At 58.5% G+C, this 14,509-nt stretch carries 16 protein-coding genes, 1 other RNA gene and 1 pseudogene; 11 read left to right on the top strand and 7 right to left on the bottom strand.

Features of this window, described 5'->3' with window-relative positions:
* Positions 1-36: 36 nt before the first annotated feature.
* Positions 37-444 carry a ferric iron uptake transcriptional regulator gene (fur, locus tag N7590_RS01525; protein ID WP_005409235.1) on the bottom strand — a complete coding sequence of 136 codons (408 nt, stop codon included), beginning with the start codon at positions 442-444 and terminating at the stop codon, positions 37-39.
* A 103-nt stretch (positions 445-547) separates the two neighbouring features.
* On the opposite strand from fur, the gene bamE reads away from it, so the two are divergent.
* On the top strand, positions 548-940 hold the full coding sequence (gene bamE / locus N7590_RS01520; protein WP_006434042.1) for an outer membrane protein assembly factor BamE: 393 nt from the start codon (positions 548-550) through the stop codon (positions 938-940).
* Between the two features lie 35 nt (positions 941-975).
* Here bamE and N7590_RS01515 read toward each other — a convergent pair whose 3' ends face one another.
* Positions 976-1,233, bottom strand: coding sequence for an RnfH family protein (locus tag N7590_RS01515; RefSeq protein ID WP_164241851.1), 258 nt, complete (start codon positions 1,231-1,233; stop codon positions 976-978).
* A gap of 3 nt (positions 1,234-1,236) precedes the next feature.
* The gene (locus N7590_RS01510; protein WP_032959119.1) at positions 1,237-1,662 is read right to left on the bottom strand and encodes a type II toxin-antitoxin system RatA family toxin; all 426 of its coding nucleotides are present in this window, start codon (positions 1,660-1,662) and stop codon (positions 1,237-1,239) included.
* Positions 1,663-1,719: 57 nt separating this feature from the next.
* Between N7590_RS01510 and smpB the strand changes: the two genes are divergently transcribed.
* The gene (smpB, locus tag N7590_RS01505; protein WP_164241850.1) at positions 1,720-2,223 is read left to right on the top strand and encodes an SsrA-binding protein SmpB; all 504 of its coding nucleotides are present in this window, start codon (positions 1,720-1,722) and stop codon (positions 2,221-2,223) included.
* A 117-nt stretch (positions 2,224-2,340) separates the two neighbouring features.
* On the opposite strand, the gene N7590_RS01500 is transcribed toward smpB, so the two are convergent.
* Positions 2,341-2,913: a hypothetical protein gene (locus N7590_RS01500; protein WP_053449486.1), complete on the bottom strand. Its 573-nt coding sequence runs from the start codon at positions 2,911-2,913 to the stop codon at positions 2,341-2,343.
* 219 nt (positions 2,914-3,132) lie between these two features.
* Here N7590_RS01500 and ssrA point away from each other — a divergent pair.
* The 4 genes from ssrA (at position 3,133) to N7590_RS01480 (ending at position 7,561) form a co-directional block, all read left to right on the top strand.
* Positions 3,133-3,525: a transfer-messenger RNA gene (gene ssrA, locus N7590_RS01495) on the top strand.
* A gap of 304 nt (positions 3,526-3,829) precedes the next feature.
* The gene (locus N7590_RS01490) at positions 3,830-5,188 is read left to right on the top strand and encodes a site-specific integrase (RefSeq protein ID WP_239683754.1); all 1,359 of its coding nucleotides are present in this window, start codon (positions 3,830-3,832) and stop codon (positions 5,186-5,188) included.
* A gap of 140 nt (positions 5,189-5,328) precedes the next feature.
* A complete protein-coding gene (locus N7590_RS01485) occupies positions 5,329-6,666 on the top strand; it encodes a hypothetical protein (protein ID WP_148708648.1) in 1,338 nt (445 codons plus the stop codon).
* A gap of 4 nt (positions 6,667-6,670) precedes the next feature.
* On the top strand, positions 6,671-7,561 hold the full coding sequence (locus N7590_RS01480; RefSeq protein WP_049441673.1) for a DNA adenine methylase: 891 nt from the start codon (positions 6,671-6,673) through the stop codon (positions 7,559-7,561).
* A gap of 119 nt (positions 7,562-7,680) precedes the next feature.
* Here N7590_RS01480 and N7590_RS01475 read toward each other — a convergent pair whose 3' ends face one another.
* Positions 7,681-8,202: a hypothetical protein gene (locus tag N7590_RS01475; RefSeq protein WP_049441674.1), complete on the bottom strand. Its 522-nt coding sequence runs from the start codon at positions 8,200-8,202 to the stop codon at positions 7,681-7,683.
* A 35-nt stretch (positions 8,203-8,237) separates the two neighbouring features.
* On the bottom strand, positions 8,238-8,537 hold the full coding sequence (locus N7590_RS01470; protein ID WP_148708647.1) for a hypothetical protein: 300 nt from the start codon (positions 8,535-8,537) through the stop codon (positions 8,238-8,240).
* Positions 8,538-8,656: 119 nt separating this feature from the next.
* Between N7590_RS01470 and N7590_RS01465 the strand changes: the two genes are divergently transcribed.
* Together N7590_RS01465 and N7590_RS01460 are read left to right on the top strand one after the other, a co-directional pair.
* Entirely contained in the window at positions 8,657-9,016 is a 360-nt protein-coding gene (locus N7590_RS01465; protein WP_315972411.1) for a helix-turn-helix transcriptional regulator, read from the top strand.
* A 62-nt stretch (positions 9,017-9,078) separates the two neighbouring features.
* Positions 9,079-9,489, top strand: coding sequence for a hypothetical protein (locus N7590_RS01460; RefSeq protein WP_049441681.1), 411 nt, complete (start codon positions 9,079-9,081; stop codon positions 9,487-9,489).
* Positions 9,490-10,345: 856 nt separating this feature from the next.
* Here N7590_RS01460 and N7590_RS01455 read toward each other — a convergent pair.
* Positions 10,346-12,124 (bottom strand): MobA/MobL family protein, encoded by a 1,779-nt coding sequence (locus tag N7590_RS01455; RefSeq protein WP_239683753.1) that lies wholly within the window; start codon positions 12,122-12,124, stop codon positions 10,346-10,348.
* A 294-nt stretch (positions 12,125-12,418) separates the two neighbouring features.
* On the opposite strand from N7590_RS01455, the gene N7590_RS01450 reads away from it, so the two are divergent.
* From N7590_RS01450 to N7590_RS01440, 3 genes and pseudogenes are all read left to right on the top strand, one after another.
* Positions 12,419-12,748, top strand: coding sequence for a conjugal transfer protein TraD (locus tag N7590_RS01450; protein ID WP_080355294.1), 330 nt, complete (start codon positions 12,419-12,421; stop codon positions 12,746-12,748).
* A 2-nt stretch (positions 12,749-12,750) separates the two neighbouring features.
* Positions 12,751-13,245, top strand: a pseudogene (locus tag N7590_RS01445) (type 4 pilus major pilin); the annotation flags it as partial.
* A gap of 636 nt (positions 13,246-13,881) precedes the next feature.
* Positions 13,882-14,490, top strand: coding sequence for a hypothetical protein (locus N7590_RS01440; RefSeq protein ID WP_239683755.1), 609 nt, complete (start codon positions 13,882-13,884; stop codon positions 14,488-14,490).
* Positions 14,491-14,509 lie beyond the last annotated feature (19 nt).

Genomic DNA, 14,509 nt, shown 5'->3' with positions numbered 1-14,509 from the left:
CCCGGGGTTCTGTCGCGTCCGGCTGGCCGGAACGGCTTACTTGCGCTTCTTGCGCACGTACAGCACCAGCGAGTGCTCTTCCAGCTCGTAGCCGTGATCGGCCGCGATCTTGCGCTGCAGCTCTTCGATCTCGTGGCTTTCAAACTCGATGATCTTGCCGCTGTCCACGTCGACCATGTGGTCGTGGTGGCCGCCGCGGTCCAGCTCGTAGACGGCCTGGCCGCCTTCGAAATTGTGCTTGAGCACGAGGCCGGCAGCCTCGAACTGGGTCAGCACCCGGTAGACCGTGGCCAGGCCGATCTCGTCACCATGCTCCAGCAGCTGGCGGTAGATGTCTTCGGCGGTCATGTGGTGCTGGGCATTGCGCTGCTCGAGCAGCGCCAGGATCCGCATCCGCGGATGGGTCACCTTCAGGCCGACTTTACGCAGGTCGTGGGTTTCCATAGGTCTCCGTTCATTGGCGATTTAGCGCCAGCTGCCTCGGATTGGGTCGCGGTGGCACGCCGGGAGTGTATCATCGGTTTGATTTCCCCAACCGCCAGTCCCGATGCGCAATCTTCTGTTGGTCGCCGCCGTCGCCCTGTCCACCACCGGGTGCGGCATCATCTACAAGCAACCCATCTATCAGGGCAACCTGATCCGGGAAGATGCCGTGGCCAAGCTGCAGGTCGGGCAGAGCAAGCAGCAGGTCACCGCGCTGCTGGGCACCCCGTCCATCCCCGACCCGTTCCACGCCCAGCGCTGGGACTACACCTCCAGCCAGCGCGTGAACCGCCTGGGCCGTACCGAGGTGAAGAATTTCGTCGTGTTCTTCGACAACGACACCGTGACCCGCTGGGAAGGCGACTACTTCCCGGGCAACGACAAGGCCCTGGCCCAGCAGACCGTGCGCCAGTTCGGCCGCAACCTGCCGAAGGACAAGAAGAAGAAGGGCCGCTGAGGCGCCCTGCCCGTCCACTCGGACGGGCGCGGGCATCAACCGCCGAGCGCGCGCCGCCGGCGGTTGTCCTTGGGGTCGGCCAGCAACGGGCGTAGCAGCTCGATGCGGTCGCCTTCCAGCAACACCTGCTGCGGGCGCGCCAGCACGCCATGCACCGCCATCGCCGGGCATCCGGCAGTGCCGTCCAGCGCGGCGGCGGCAATGGCATCGGCCACGGTCGCGCCCTCTTCCAGCTGCAGCCGGCGCGACAGCACCCGCTGCGGCCAGGCCAGCACCACCTCGACCTCGATCATCGCTCAGCCCTCGTCGGCGACGCGGACGAAATCGTTGACCATCCGATCGGCCAGGCCCTGGAAGCCGATCGCCAGGGCCGGGCCCAGCAGGCGCGAACTGGGCTCGAACTCCAGGGTCAGAGTGACCTTGCAGGCATCCTCGGCCAGCGCATGGAATTCCCAGCGGCCGTGCAGTTGCTTGAACGGGCCATCGCGCAGCTGCATGTCGATGCTGTGCGGGCGCTGCAGGGTGTTTTCGGTCTGGAACCAGGTGCTGAACGAGCCCAGGCCCAGGTCCAGGCGCGCCACCAGCCGGTCTTCGCCCTGCTCCAGGATCTGGGCGGCCGAACACCAGCGGAAACGGCGCGGATAGGCCTGGACATCGTTGACCAGGTCGAACATGCGCGCGGCCGAATGTTCGACCAGGGCGCTGCGGCGGATAGTAGGCATGAATACAGGACGTTTCGGCAATCGACCGGGCGGGCCCGAATCGGAGACAATACGGAAATGAGCAAGAACAGCGGCAAGGATAAAGCAAAGAGCGCGACGGCCAACAAGACCATCGCGCTGAACAAGCGTGCCCGCCACGAGTACCACATCGAGGATCGCTTCGAAGCCGGCCTGGCCCTGCAGGGCTGGGAAGTGAAATCGATCCGTGACGGCCGCGGCAACATCGTCGACGCCTACGCCTACGTCAAGGATGGAGAGATCTTCCTGATCGGCGCGCAGATCACCCCGTTGATCCAGGCCTCGACCCATGTGGTGGCCAACGACCGGCGCGAGCGCAAGCTGCTGCTGCACCGGAGCGAGATCGACAAGCTGGTTGGCAAGGTCGAGCGCGATGGCTACACGATCGTGCCCACCGCGATGTACTGGAGCAAGAACAAGATCAAGCTCGAAGTCGCGCTGGCCAAGGGCAAGCAGACCCACGACAAGCGCGATGCCGCCAAGGACCGCGACTGGGCGATCGAGAAGCAGCGCGTGATGCGTCGCGGCAACCGCGACGCGTAAGCGGTTGCGCATGCCCCCGTAGAGTCGAGCTTGCTCGACTGCCTTGGCCTTCTGTAGAGCCGGGCCATGCTCGGCTTGGACAAGAATCAGTCGAGCAGGCTCGACTCTACAAGCGGCTCAACCGGCCAGCGCGCCCAGCTTCCGCATCCGCGGTACCAGCGCCGCGTGCATCACCGCCAGGTGCATCACCACCGCCAGTTCCGGCGCGTGGCGCTCATCGCCCGCGCGCCACCGCTGTGCCAGCTGCGCCGCATCGGGTGGCAGCAGCGCCAGCAACTGCGCATCGTCCAGCGCGTCGGCCGCGACCTGCAGCTGCCTGGCGACCTGCCTCGACTGCCACACATGCACGCCGATGCTCAAACTGGCCAGCGACATCAGCACCACGGCCAGGCCGTGCTCGAACCACTGCGACAACACCTCCGGCCCCCACAGCAGGGCCGCCAGCACCGCCAGGCCCGGCAGCCGCCACCCCAACCAATGGATGCGACCGCGCTGCGCCCAGTGCACCACCACCGCGCTGGCCACCAGCGCCGCCGCCGCCGTTGCCGGCAGCTCGGTCAGCCAGGTGGCTGCGAGCAGCAGCCCCAGCAGCGCCCAGACCCAGCCGGGGGGCAGCGCGCGCCGCTGATAATCGGCACCGACCGGTCCGACCAGCTGTCGCAGGCTGCGTTGTTGGCTTGCCTCAGTCACCCACCGTCTCCGTGTCTGCTCTAGCCTGGATGGTCGTCGCCAGTGTGTCGCAAATTCGTGCCAATGAAGTTACCAATCCGCTATGCCAGCCGCACTACAACTTCCTGAGGATTGCCAAGGTGACTGTTCAGCTGTTTTGCCGTAGCATTGCCAACGTTGGGCAGGCCCTGACCGTGGCGACACGGAATTGGCCCTGTACCTTGCAGCACTGTAGAAACCGGGGGTGCATTGGTTTCGACGGGGGTTGTGAAGTCGCCTGGCGCATGCCGAGGGGGTAGCTTTCCTCGTAAATCCAGCTGCAAAACTCTAGTTGCCAACGACGACAACTACGCTCCGGTCGCTCTCGCAGCCTAAAAACTGCGGTGCGTGACCTTCTGCCGACTTAGGCGGAGCCTCGAAACTGCTTGTGTCCATGCTCGCAGCGTAGAGTCATTATCATGGAATCGCGCTGGGCGGCTGCCTGTCAGTCCGGCACTAGAACACAACAGGCTGGTTCCCGGATGCGCTTTGCACGCCGTGCTGTTCGGGGACGAGATTTAACGGCGAGCTAAGCATGTAGTGCTGGGGATGGAGTGCCTTCGGACGGCGGTTCAATTCCGCCCACCTCCACCAACTGCTTGCAAAATCTATCACTAAGTGGCTGATTTTGCAAGGGTTTTGGCATCGGAGTGATACACGAACTGAGCCTGTCTGCAGGTATCAAAGTAGGTATCACTCCGTGCCAAAGCCATTTTTTCTGCGCAGACCGAGCGGGCTATACGTCCGTTTTTTTGTGCCTACGGATCTGCAGCCTCTTGTCGGCTCCCGCTATCTGGTGCGACGCCTGCCCCCTGCTTCAATCGATCTGATGCGTCTTACAGCCGCAAGCGCCGCTGTGGCACTCTCTCAGGCATTCGACCGCATGAGACGCAGCCCAATGACCGAGAAGGATCGGGACGCCCTGCTGAGAGCGTTGACGGGAACCATTGACCGCTGGACCGGGAACATTGAGCTGCCTAACGGCGCGAGATTGACCGACCTACAGGTGAATGGACGCGAGGACGCCAAAGCTCTGCTGGACACCATCAAGGGACTCGCGAGCTCAGGCTTTGCCCAAAGTTCACCGCTGCCCGGAGCCGGGGACACCCTGAAAAAGCGTGTTGATCTCTACCTGGAAGACCTTAGGAACGCTAAGACATCGCCAGGCAACCTGCTCGACAGTGAAAACACGCTCACCATCTTCCGCGAAATAGCAGGGCTCGACCTGCTCATGTCGCAAGTGGGGGAGACCCAAGTGCGCGCCTTCCTAAATGGGCTTCATGACTGGCCGAGCAATGCGCGCAAGAAAGCAGAATACAAAGGCCTGAGCGCCGCGCAAATCATCGCCAAGGTGAAGCAACAACGCACCAAAGGGCTCGTTATCGCGGGCCTGTCTGATCGGACTCTAGGCAAACATCGTGACCGACTGGCCAGCTTCCTCAATGCACAAGTAGCCGGTGGACTGCTCACACGTTCGCCGCTCGATGGAATTAAGCGCCAGAGCTCGGCCACCGCAGTCGCCACGCTCCCCCGTCGCCCCTTCAGCATTGAGGAAATCAACCAACTCTTCGATATGGAGAAGTTCCTTCCCTGGTCAGAGGAGCGGCCTGATCGATACTGGGGAGTCCTGCTAGCAGCGGGCACTGGGGCACGGGTCAACGAGCTCGGGCAACTCTATGCCGACGATGTGGCCGAGGTGAATGGCATTTGGGGCATCCACATTCGTGCGGGCCGGCGGGATCAAAAGCTGAAAAACGCAAACTCTTTGCGCTTCATCCCGCTCCACCCGCGCTTGTTGGAGGCAGGCTTCTTAGCTTACGTCGAAGATGTAGCGCAGTCGGGCCATGAGCGACTTTTCCCGCACCTGCCTTGGAACAAGAAGGCAGGCTACGGCGATGCGCTAGGCGATCAATTCCGCGCCTACTTGACGAGCCTGAAGATGATGACGCCTGGTATGGGGTTTCATTCGTTCAGGCACACTGCAAGCACAAGGCTGCACTACGCCGGAGTGCTGAGTTCGATCATTGCCGCGATCACAGGACACAAAGTTCATCTGCCAGGCGAACTCGGCACGTATGTAGACACCCCTACCCTCCAAGCTCGAGCGGCAGCGGTCGCTTCGCTGCCAGTCCCCACGACATTGCCGCTCTATCAGGCAGGCCAAGCTCTAACGGCACTAAAGAAGGCGCACCTGAGAGCCAAGCAACGAACGGCAAACTCATCTGCCCGGAAACGTCAATTGCCCAGAAGACCATGATGGACGCCCGTTGAATTCTTGTTGAAATCCGACGAGTCAACGCCCAACATATCATCAGAGGAAACGCGCAAAGGCAATGATTGGCGGCGACCAGGCACTTACCTGCACTTCAGTAGCCACATTAATTTCCAGGGGGAAGAATGAGTAGCACACTAGAACTCAACATTGACGAACTAGAACTCGACCTCAAGAACCCACGATTCGCGGGGCTTAGCAGCCAGCGAGAGGCACTTGAGAAGATAGTAGTTAATCAGGGGATCAAGCTGGTTAATCTAGCCGAGGATATCGTCCTTAACGGATTGAGCCCGGCACATCGCATGCTCGTAATGAAGGCCCCCGGAAAGAAAAGCTCCACCTACATCGCCTTGGATGGGAACAGGCGTCTAGCAGCCCTGAGGGTCCTTTCCAATCCTTCCGTGCTTGATGGCATGGATGGCGTGGGTGACATTACCGCCCGCCGGTTGCGAAATCTTGCGAAGTCTTTCACTCCATCCGACGTTCAGCCTATTGACGTTTCTGTATGCAGGGACGAGGAGGAGGCAAGGCACTGGATTGAAGCTATTCATACAGGCGCAAATGACGGCAGAGGTGTAGTGGATTGGGACGGCATTGCGACAGCCCGCTATCGAGGCCATACAAATTCCCTCAAAGTTCTGGAATTTGTTCGCACCGCAGGAAAACTCTCAGATGAGGAGGATGCTGCTCTCGAGCGCTTCCCCATCACAAACTTGGATCGCTTGCTTGGAACACCTGAAGTCCGCGAACGTCTCGGCCTTGTATTTGAGAATGGCGAATTCCTTTCGGACCTGCCGCAATCAGAACTGATAAAGCCGCTCAAGAAAATAATATCGGACATCGGGCTGAAGAAGGTTCGTGTCAGTAAGATCAAGGGGAAGGATGATCGAATCAAATACCTAGACTCACTTGGATCAGCGTTGCCCGACCTCAACAAGCGCACGGGAACACTAGAGCCGCTCGACCAGCTCTCGGCACAAAGCAAAAAGGCAGCATCGAAATCTGGAGCAGGCTCCAAGAGTAAGTCTCTGATCGACAGAAAAACTCTCATCCCACCCAACTCTCAGTGCCCGCTGAACATCAATGATCACAAACTTCAGCAGATGTGCAAGGAACTGAGAAAGCTTCCGCTTGATAACTACCCAGTGGCAATTGCGGCATCGTTCAGAGTATTCCTTGAACTATCTCTGGACCATTACGGATCTGAAAATAAAGTCCCCAAATACAACAGCGATCTGAGCCTAAAACAGAAACTAGAGAGCGTGGCTGCAGATCTGCAGCAAAATGGCGCAACGAAGCGCGACCTCCAAGAATTCCGCGCCCTTGCATCGAACCCAAATAAGGCTTTGAGCATTGATCGACTGCATGGCATAATTCATAGCAAATATTCGCTGCCAACCTCTTCCGAACTGCGCTCCGGCTGGTCAGAAGTCCAGGTAGCGTTCACTAAGATTTGGGCATGATGAAATGAAGAGCGAACCACGACCATCATTTTACACACCACTGCGTTATCCTGGCGGTAAAGGCAAGCTAGCTCCCTACGTAAAGAGCATCATGGAAGCTAACGAGCTAGTTGATGGTGCGTATGTCGAACCTTATGCCGGCGGCGCTGCAGTTGCCATGGAACTAGTCCTCCAAGAATACGCCAAAAAAGTTTACATAAACGATATTAGCGATGGCGTCTCTGCCTTTTGGCGATCCATCCTGGAAAATACCGATAGCATTTGCGCGCTCATTCAAAACACGAACGTCACGATTGAGGAGTGGCATCGCCAGAAGAATATTCAAAACAACACTTCTGAGCACGGCGACTTGGAACTCGGGTTTTCCACATTCTTTTTAAACCGCACAAATCGTTCTGGAATTCTGGGGGCCGGGGTGATTGGTGGAAAATCACAGTCCGGCAAATGGAAGCTTGACGCCCGATTCAACAAGCCAGACCTTATCCGTCGCATTCACGCGATAGCGCGTGTGCGAGATCGGATTGAATTCCACCAACTGGATGCCATCAAGTTTATTGACCTAGTCTCCCCAAGACTCCCCGCAAAAAGCCTAATTTACTTAGACCCTCCTTACTACGTGAAAGGCAGTGACCTCTACCTGCATCACTACAAGCATGAAGATCATGTAAAGATCTCCAAGCGGGTATCGAGACTTAAAAGTAAGAACTGGATAGTTTCCTACGACAATGCTGAGCCCATCCATGGAATGTATAGGAATTTCAGAAGCATCGTTTACGGATTGAGCTATAGCGCACAGGACAGATATAAAGGCGCGGAGGCGATGTTCTTCTCTGACAGCCTCGCCATTCCTGACGCTGTCCAGCCTATGCACCTCCTTGAGAGCACCGGAACTTGATCTTTAGCTCGGCGAATTGCCGAGCAATGACGCCCCAAGAATGCGTCGCTGCCCAGCGATCCGGGATGCCGCGCCCCAACCACTAGTCTTTGGGCTATCGGAGTAGGAGCGAGCTACCCTCAAGATAGCCAGGCCTTTATCCTTGCGAACCACTCATCCCTCTCAGCCTCGTTGACCGCTGTGCTCTTTAGCCAACGGTCAGAGTGGCGCACGAAAGGAACCAGCCAGAGCGGGTGAACAACGTCCCGCACCTGGACTTCCAGGCGATGAGTGACTACCCCTTTGTAGTTGTATTCCCCAGTGCGGATGGCGAGCACTTCAGACCGCCGCAGATAGCGCTCGCCCTTCATGGGGTCCCGAACCCAGATAGTGTCCCTGCCCACGTCCAAGGCAATGTGATCATGGGATACCGTGGGCTCGAACTCTTCAGGCCTATGCTTCTTCAGTTTTGGAGTTCGGCGACGGAACAGCCACGGCAAGCCCCACAGCAGCGCAAGCGGCCAGAAGACCAACTGCCCGAACAGCATCAGGCCTAAGACTGCCCCGTCAGCCGTCGTGCCCTTTTCGAACACCACACCGCACAGCCACCAAAGTGCAAGACCGGTGATGATCCAGCGGACTGCCTTGAACAAGGTCCACATACGAGCTTCCTAGCGATGGTTGGGGAGGACCAGCGTCAACGACGGTCTACGACAGTCCAGTTGCCGCCAACTTTGTCGATAACGAAGGTGCCAACAAGCTGCTGTTGCTCAATGCGAGTGCCCAGCTGATACCGCGCAATTCCAGTGACACTGCACGCGTAGCCGGGACTGCCGCCTCGCACACACTCGCCCACCTTCAACCGCTCAAACGTCACCGTCGTTCCTGTGGCCTCTCTGAAATACGCGGTCAGCGCCGTCTCAACATCGCTACTACCAGGCCCACCCGAGCAAGCAGCCAGCAGGGCTGCTGCGGAAACCATCCAGACCTTCTTCATTTCAGCTCCCTCATATGTGATGAACTCCCATGAGCCGAGCAACTCTAGGCTCTCGCGCAATCATTTGCGCTCAGTGCAAATGACCAGTTAAGCTTAGGCGGGCACACTTCGGGTAGTCAATGCCTTTCTTGATGCCCCGAATGCCCGCGCCGCTACCAACAACCACTGCCCTTGGCCAACGCCTCCGCGCCGCACGCGCAGCCAAGGGCTGGACTCAGGCCCAGCTAGGGGAACTATTGATGGGAGTGGATGACCCAAACACCACTGCGCCCCGCATCAGCAGGTATGAGAGGGGCCTTCATAAGCCTGATCTGGAGACCATTGAGAAGCTCGCGGAGCTTCTGGATCTCCCAGCCGCTTACTTCCTTGCTGCCTCTGACGTGGTTGCGGAGGCAATCTTGGTGCTGACACAGCTTGATGCCCGAAAACAGAAAGAAGCACTGGCGCTTCTAAAAAGCCTCGCCCCCGCTAGCAAGTGACGCGCACCGAACGGCCTGGCGACTTCCTACGCTATGCCTAGGTGCCAGCAAGGAAGACCCTAATGGCAAGCCTCGCCTACGACCTCCTGATGGCATTGATTCCCGGCACGGCCGCTGGATACTACTCGGGCTTGCTGATGGCCAAGCTCTCAAAGTTCAATGCGCTGAAATACGAAGCACTTCGAGCTATTCGATCAATCAACTACATGGGCGATGCCAGTAACACACAGATCATCAGTTCAGATAAGAGTGAAGAGCTTCAACTGATAGCATCCGAGCTCTTCCTTCTCAAGCACAAGCGCGCCGGAGTTTCTTTGATGGAAGTTAACAATGAGCTTCTAAATTCAATAGCAGCATGCAAGCACTCTGCGTATCCAGTCGATACCTTCATTAAGCAGCTCAGTGACTGGCAAGCTCGAATTCGCAGCCTGAAGGTAGGGCGACGCTTCTTCCTTCCCTGGGGTCAGATCTGATATCTCTTTGAACCAGCATTGAAAAATTCATCGGCGCCCGAAAATTCTCGGCGCGCTCCGTTTTTCTGCTGAAGAACTCCAAGTGCTCTTTTACCGACAAGGCCACCTACGGCATCTGATTCAGGACACATCCTCCTGCTGACTCAGGACACTATGGGCCCGCTGTTTTGCCTCGGTCTTTGCTTCTAACCGCCGACCGACCGAGGCAAAGTCTCCCCCAACCCGCAATAAGCGAGTCTGGGGACCTTTGCCGGGTCGGTCTACTCTTGCCTGGGCAGAGGACCATCGTCGGCACTGTGATCACTGTCAATACACAGCTGCGGCAGGTTCACGCCTGACATGGCGCCGGGGCTGGGGTCCTGCCACCAGCATTCACTGCACTGGCGTCTCTCCCATGGGCTTTGCCCCGTGATCAGGCTGTCGCCTGACGCTATCCAATCTTGCCCTTCGCATACATGGCCGACCCGAGACGGGGCACACAATCCAAGACCAGCTAGGGAACCCATGCCTTGGAACCTCCGCGACGCAGAAGCCATGCTGCCGGATGTGGACGTATTCCTCCACGGTTTAAGGCCGCCACCCGCGTCCTACGGATAGCCCCGGATTGCCACCGGGCGCGAACTAATCGGACCTCCGTGCGATAGCCATTGCTTCTAGCTGGGTTGCGAGGGGTTGCGCTCTTCCCGATGTCGGCTATGTTGTTGCTTGGGGCCGATGCCTGGGTGTGTAGAGCTGCTTTCTACCTACTCGCAGCCGTTGCTGTTATCAACGAGCTGCCGCTAAAAAACAGCATGAGGCCAACGCCAATTCTGTCAATGCCCCCGAAGAATGTTCGGGGGCATTGTTTTTTTCAGCTTCAGACGCGAGGCCCGCGAGATCTTCTTTGATCCTTTTGCTGCAGATCGCTATCGTTCAGTTGTTCCGTAAGCGTGCGCGCTGAGGTCGCTCCAGGGCGCTGCGATTTGTGCGGCTGTGCTGTATCAGCGGTGATTGGATAGCGCTTCAGCATTGATGCTGCGAGCTTATCCAAAGCTTCTACACTCGCAACTGCCTGCGCCGCATACTTCACCTGGGCTTCCGGGCCTGTAGCTAGACGCGCAGCATCGCGCCGCGTCCTGCGCCGCTCAATGCGCTCTTCACCACTCCGACGCCGCTGCGCCCAATCGCGTCTGCTACCGCTCCAGAGCGACGGCTTGGGATTTTTCCTTTCCCACGTCTCCAGTTTCATTTTGGCTTCCGTGAGTGAAAGGTCTGCCTTAACTTCGGCCTGTAACCTGCGCTCCCATCGAGTGGTGTCACGAGCCACCTGTTTCAATGAACTGTGAAGCTCGCGCATATCGTTTCGATATGACGCCCTCTGGGGGTAGGCGCCCGCCCTGCTCGACATGTCAAAGAGCGTGGCGACCGTCGAAAGGCTTTGCCGAACGGTGGCATCTATACCCTCCAGCCACACCCGCCTCGCTTCCATCTCCAGCTGCTCTATTTCGGCTTCGTAACGAGCCATGGCCTCGTCTGCTTGCTTATTCGCAATCTTGCTACGAAGGCGGCTAGCCGCCTTCATCAAGGCTGGCTTGAGACTTGGCGGAAAGCGCGAGGCGCCCGACCCCACTCGCCCTGCGCGCTGCGCTACTGATACTGGCCTTGTTCGCGCTCGTGGGGGCGCCACCGCGACCTGCCCGAGGTGTGGCCGCTCTTCTTTGCCAACCGCTGCAAGCCTCTCACGTTGAGCTGCTTCTTGCGTATGGGAGTGTGGCGTCGCCATCACCCTTCCCTCTTTCTCCAAGCGTTCCAGGTAGTTACGCAGTTCAATGCGATTGGCTTCTTGGATTTGGTTGTTTACCGTGCCCCGCTCACTATCTTCCCCCCTCCTACGCATCGCGGTTGCTGCCTTACCCTCGTGCTGGGTGGCTTCACGAGCCAACACGGCTGCGAACCCAATATGGCCATCAGCTTCGGCGGCATGCGCTTGCTTAGCCAGACTGCGATGATCGACACGTTCAGCGACCTGTGCTCGTTCCAGATGCGAATTGATACGGTCAGCAACCGCTTCACGAAGAATGCGGATAGCCTCCGGACCTGCGCCACCACACGCATCAAATTCAGCACATGCACGTGCACCCAGGCCTTCAGGACCGATCTGACGCGGTGTCATCAGGAGATGCACATGGTGATTGCGCTCATCTCCCTTCTTATCGGGCTCATGGACTGCAACAAGCACCGCAACCTGATAGCGGTCAACCAACATCTGACCCAAATCGCACGCGAGCGCACGACGCTGCGCTTCGTTCAGTTCTGCAGGCAGAGCAACTTCAAGCTCACGCGCCGTCCTGGCGTTTAGCCGGGTCTCGGCCATTTCCGAGCGATTGAAACAGGCGACCGGATCTCGCGCCCATTCGGGGGCATTTTGCGGGGCCAACATATCAACCGAGGCAACGCCACTGCGCCTTGTGTAGTCGTGTTTGATACCGGTCAATTCGTCATTAATCACAATGCCCGCACGATACGCCGCAGCGGCAGTAGAGGAATGACCCTTGCCGCGCGAAAAGGCTTTGACGGTGGCGTGATAAATGGCCATTTCGATTTTTGTCCTTGCTCCTATTCTTGTTTTTGGCGACGCCCCCAAGGGGGCTAGCATCGGGGGCGGCCTGCGAAGCGGGCCGGGGTCTGGGGCGGAGCCCCGGCGCACGGTTTCCCGCAGGGAAACCATAAGTGCGCTCTTGCTTTGATCCTTGCCGCCACTATTCGTGACGGCTTCGGGCAAGAGACCGGGGCTCGCTTCGCTCGCGTTTCCCGCTGGGGCTGGCTCGCTCTCGCTCGCCTGTGCCCCTCTATTTCAGGATGACAGGGAATTGCAATATGACAAGTCAATGACTTGCCAATAGCCGATTTTCTGTTTGCATGAGGTGTAGGACATTAGGAGAACTCAACAATGGCAACACGCTCTATACAAGAACAAATCACCGCCGCCACTGAGCGTCTCGCAAAATTGAAAGCACGGGAGATGCTGGCCGAGCAAAGATCAAAAGCAAAGACAAGAGCGAGTGAACGCAAAGCAGACGCGCACCGCAAGATTCTCCTAGGCGGCGCGGTCATCGCCGCTGGGGCTGATTCACTGGATGAGGCTGAGCTTGTTGGCCTACTACTTGGGTATCGAGAGCACATCTCAAAGCCGGCCTTCGTTCAACAACGAAATGAGATGCGCACGCGCGGGCGAATGCATCTAGCCGAGCGAGAAGCATCCCGCGCAAAGAAGCGCTAACCATGAAGCCATCAAGCCGCCCACATCCGCAACGTGGCATCTCATTGATCGAGCTGATGTTGGCGACGGGTGCTATGACACTTCTTTCCGGTGCTGCCTTCGCTATCTATCAGTCATCGGCAAACAACACAGATGTTCGCGCGGAACAAGCGAATATTCACACCATTGCACGCAATGCAGACATGACGTATGGAGCGCTCGGCTCCTATGCGGGACTGACAATCGCTCAGGCTATTGCCGACCGCGTTCCACCCGTTTCAATGAACTCTGGCGTTGGCCTAACCAGCCGATGGGCGCAACCCGTTATTCTTGAGCCTACCTCTATTGATGGCCGCCCCAACGCAGGGTTGAAGATTGTTTACCATGCGGTTCCAACGCGTGCGTGCCTAAAGCTAGCCGCTGCAGCGAGTGGAGGCATGTATGACCTCGAAATAGACGACACATCGGTCTTTCATCGAGGCAACAATGGTCGTCCGACCATTTTGGACATCCAGGCCGCTACTCAACGATGCAGGAATCCAGCAAGGCTCGCGTTCACATACTACGGCGGCGCTACTGGCCTGTCAGCGCAAGTTCTCACACCCGTTGCGCTGCAACCGCCCCCTCCAACATCAGCTCCGCCACCACCGGCGCCGGTGGTGGCGCCACCGCCCGTAACTGTTACTCCACCTGCTCCATCTCCTGGCTGCGCAGCGGCTCCCACGACTCCAGCCACAGGAACGACACCTGCGGGTCAAACGTGTTCGTTTATTTGGAATTCGGTAGCTGCTCCTGCTTGCTGGTCTCCGCTGGCGCTATGCGTGCCAATCGCCGCTCAACCTCCAATTCCAACCGCACCACCGGCGCCACCCGCCGTCACTCCTCCTATTGTCCCTCCCGTCATCACACCCGCCTGCTCAGCGCCATTACCGTTGAGCGAAAGCGCGGCGCAAACGGGCGTTTGTCCTTCAGGCACTCTCACCATCAGTGGCGCCACTTCTTTTCCGCAGACCCGCACCCGCACTACGACGTATTCATGCCCCGACCCGTTCGCAAGCCCAATCGCGCTGACGGGACCATGGTCAGCCTGGTTACCGGCAGCAGCGAGTATGTGTGCTCCCGCATGCACGTCTGCGCCGCCAACCAGCGTTGCAATGACGCGCGCCGCGCCAGCAGAGAGCCAGAACGTGGGTTGCCCGGCTGGGCATGCAGGTCAGCACTGGCAACAACGCAACCGCGTTGAGAACGGCACGCGCACCACGTCCTGGTCCTGCCCGGCGGCGACCGGGTCCCCGGTGTCGAGCACCTCAGAGAGCTGGAGCGGCACCTACACGGCATCCAGTGGCTGGGTTACCACCTCCAACACCTGCACGCCTCCGGCAAGAACCTATCCGACCTACACCGGAAAATCGTGGATTTCCTGGGGCGACGGTGGGCTTTACGGCTGGGGCGTGTTCTGCTCGGTGTCGCAGTTCCTCGCTGACCAATTTCACTGCACGCAGAGCGTTAATACCAACGATGACGCGACGTTTTCGGGCGGCCTCGCGAGGCCTCAAGAACAGACTTTGACGCCAGAGCGCCGGACCTGCGTCGCCGCACTTAAACAGAAGCTGACACCAATGCCTGGATTTGGCTCCCCAAGCACCGGGTCAGTTAATTGGCCGACAGAGTGCGCCTGTGATGTGGTCGGAGCTGGCTCGGTGTTCTACTGGCAGACCGTGGGAGCATCGGACTGGTCAGCCTTCGAGTTCCAATGCCAGTAAACGGCCATTGGTTCACTCC

It is taken from the genome of Stenotrophomonas sp. GD04024 (assembly GCF_029837545.1).
Classification (GTDB): domain Bacteria; phylum Pseudomonadota; class Gammaproteobacteria; order Xanthomonadales; family Xanthomonadaceae; genus Stenotrophomonas; species Stenotrophomonas forensis.
The sequence above is the reverse complement of the archived record's forward strand: the minus strand, read 5'-3'. Positions and strand labels throughout refer to the sequence as shown.

What these genes read in the sequence shown, in the direction of transcription:
- N7590_RS01515 (WP_164241851.1), bottom strand. Translation starts at nt 1,233, where the DNA reads ATGATCGAGGTCGAGGTGGTGCTGGCCTGGCCGCAGCGGGTGCTGTCG.
- N7590_RS01465 (WP_315972411.1), top strand. Translation starts at nt 8,657, where the DNA reads ATGCCTTTCTTGATGCCCCGAATGCCCGCGCCGCTACCAACAACCACT.
- fur (WP_005409235.1), bottom strand. Translation starts at nt 444, where the DNA reads ATGGAAACCCACGACCTGCGTAAAGTCGGCCTGAAGGTGACCCATCCG.
- N7590_RS01450 (WP_080355294.1), top strand. Translation starts at nt 12,419, where the DNA reads ATGGCAACACGCTCTATACAAGAACAAATCACCGCCGCCACTGAGCGT.
- N7590_RS01475 (WP_049441674.1), bottom strand. Translation starts at nt 8,202, where the DNA reads ATGTGGACCTTGTTCAAGGCAGTCCGCTGGATCATCACCGGTCTTGCA.
- N7590_RS01480 (WP_049441673.1), top strand. Translation starts at nt 6,671, where the DNA reads ATGAAGAGCGAACCACGACCATCATTTTACACACCACTGCGTTATCCT.
- N7590_RS01440 (WP_239683755.1), top strand. Translation starts at nt 13,882, where the DNA reads ATGACGCGCGCCGCGCCAGCAGAGAGCCAGAACGTGGGTTGCCCGGCT.
- bamE (WP_006434042.1), top strand. Translation starts at nt 548, where the DNA reads ATGCGCAATCTTCTGTTGGTCGCCGCCGTCGCCCTGTCCACCACCGGG.
- N7590_RS01490 (WP_239683754.1), top strand. Translation starts at nt 3,830, where the DNA reads ATGACCGAGAAGGATCGGGACGCCCTGCTGAGAGCGTTGACGGGAACC.
- N7590_RS01470 (WP_148708647.1), bottom strand. Translation starts at nt 8,537, where the DNA reads ATGAAGAAGGTCTGGATGGTTTCCGCAGCAGCCCTGCTGGCTGCTTGC.
- N7590_RS01455 (WP_239683753.1), bottom strand. Translation starts at nt 12,124, where the DNA reads ATGCTAGCCCCCTTGGGGGCGTCGCCAAAAACAAGAATAGGAGCAAGG.
- N7590_RS01460 (WP_049441681.1), top strand. Translation starts at nt 9,079, where the DNA reads ATGGCAAGCCTCGCCTACGACCTCCTGATGGCATTGATTCCCGGCACG.
- N7590_RS01510 (WP_032959119.1), bottom strand. Translation starts at nt 1,662, where the DNA reads ATGCCTACTATCCGCCGCAGCGCCCTGGTCGAACATTCGGCCGCGCGC.
- smpB (WP_164241850.1), top strand. Translation starts at nt 1,720, where the DNA reads ATGAGCAAGAACAGCGGCAAGGATAAAGCAAAGAGCGCGACGGCCAAC.
- N7590_RS01485 (WP_148708648.1), top strand. Translation starts at nt 5,329, where the DNA reads ATGAGTAGCACACTAGAACTCAACATTGACGAACTAGAACTCGACCTC.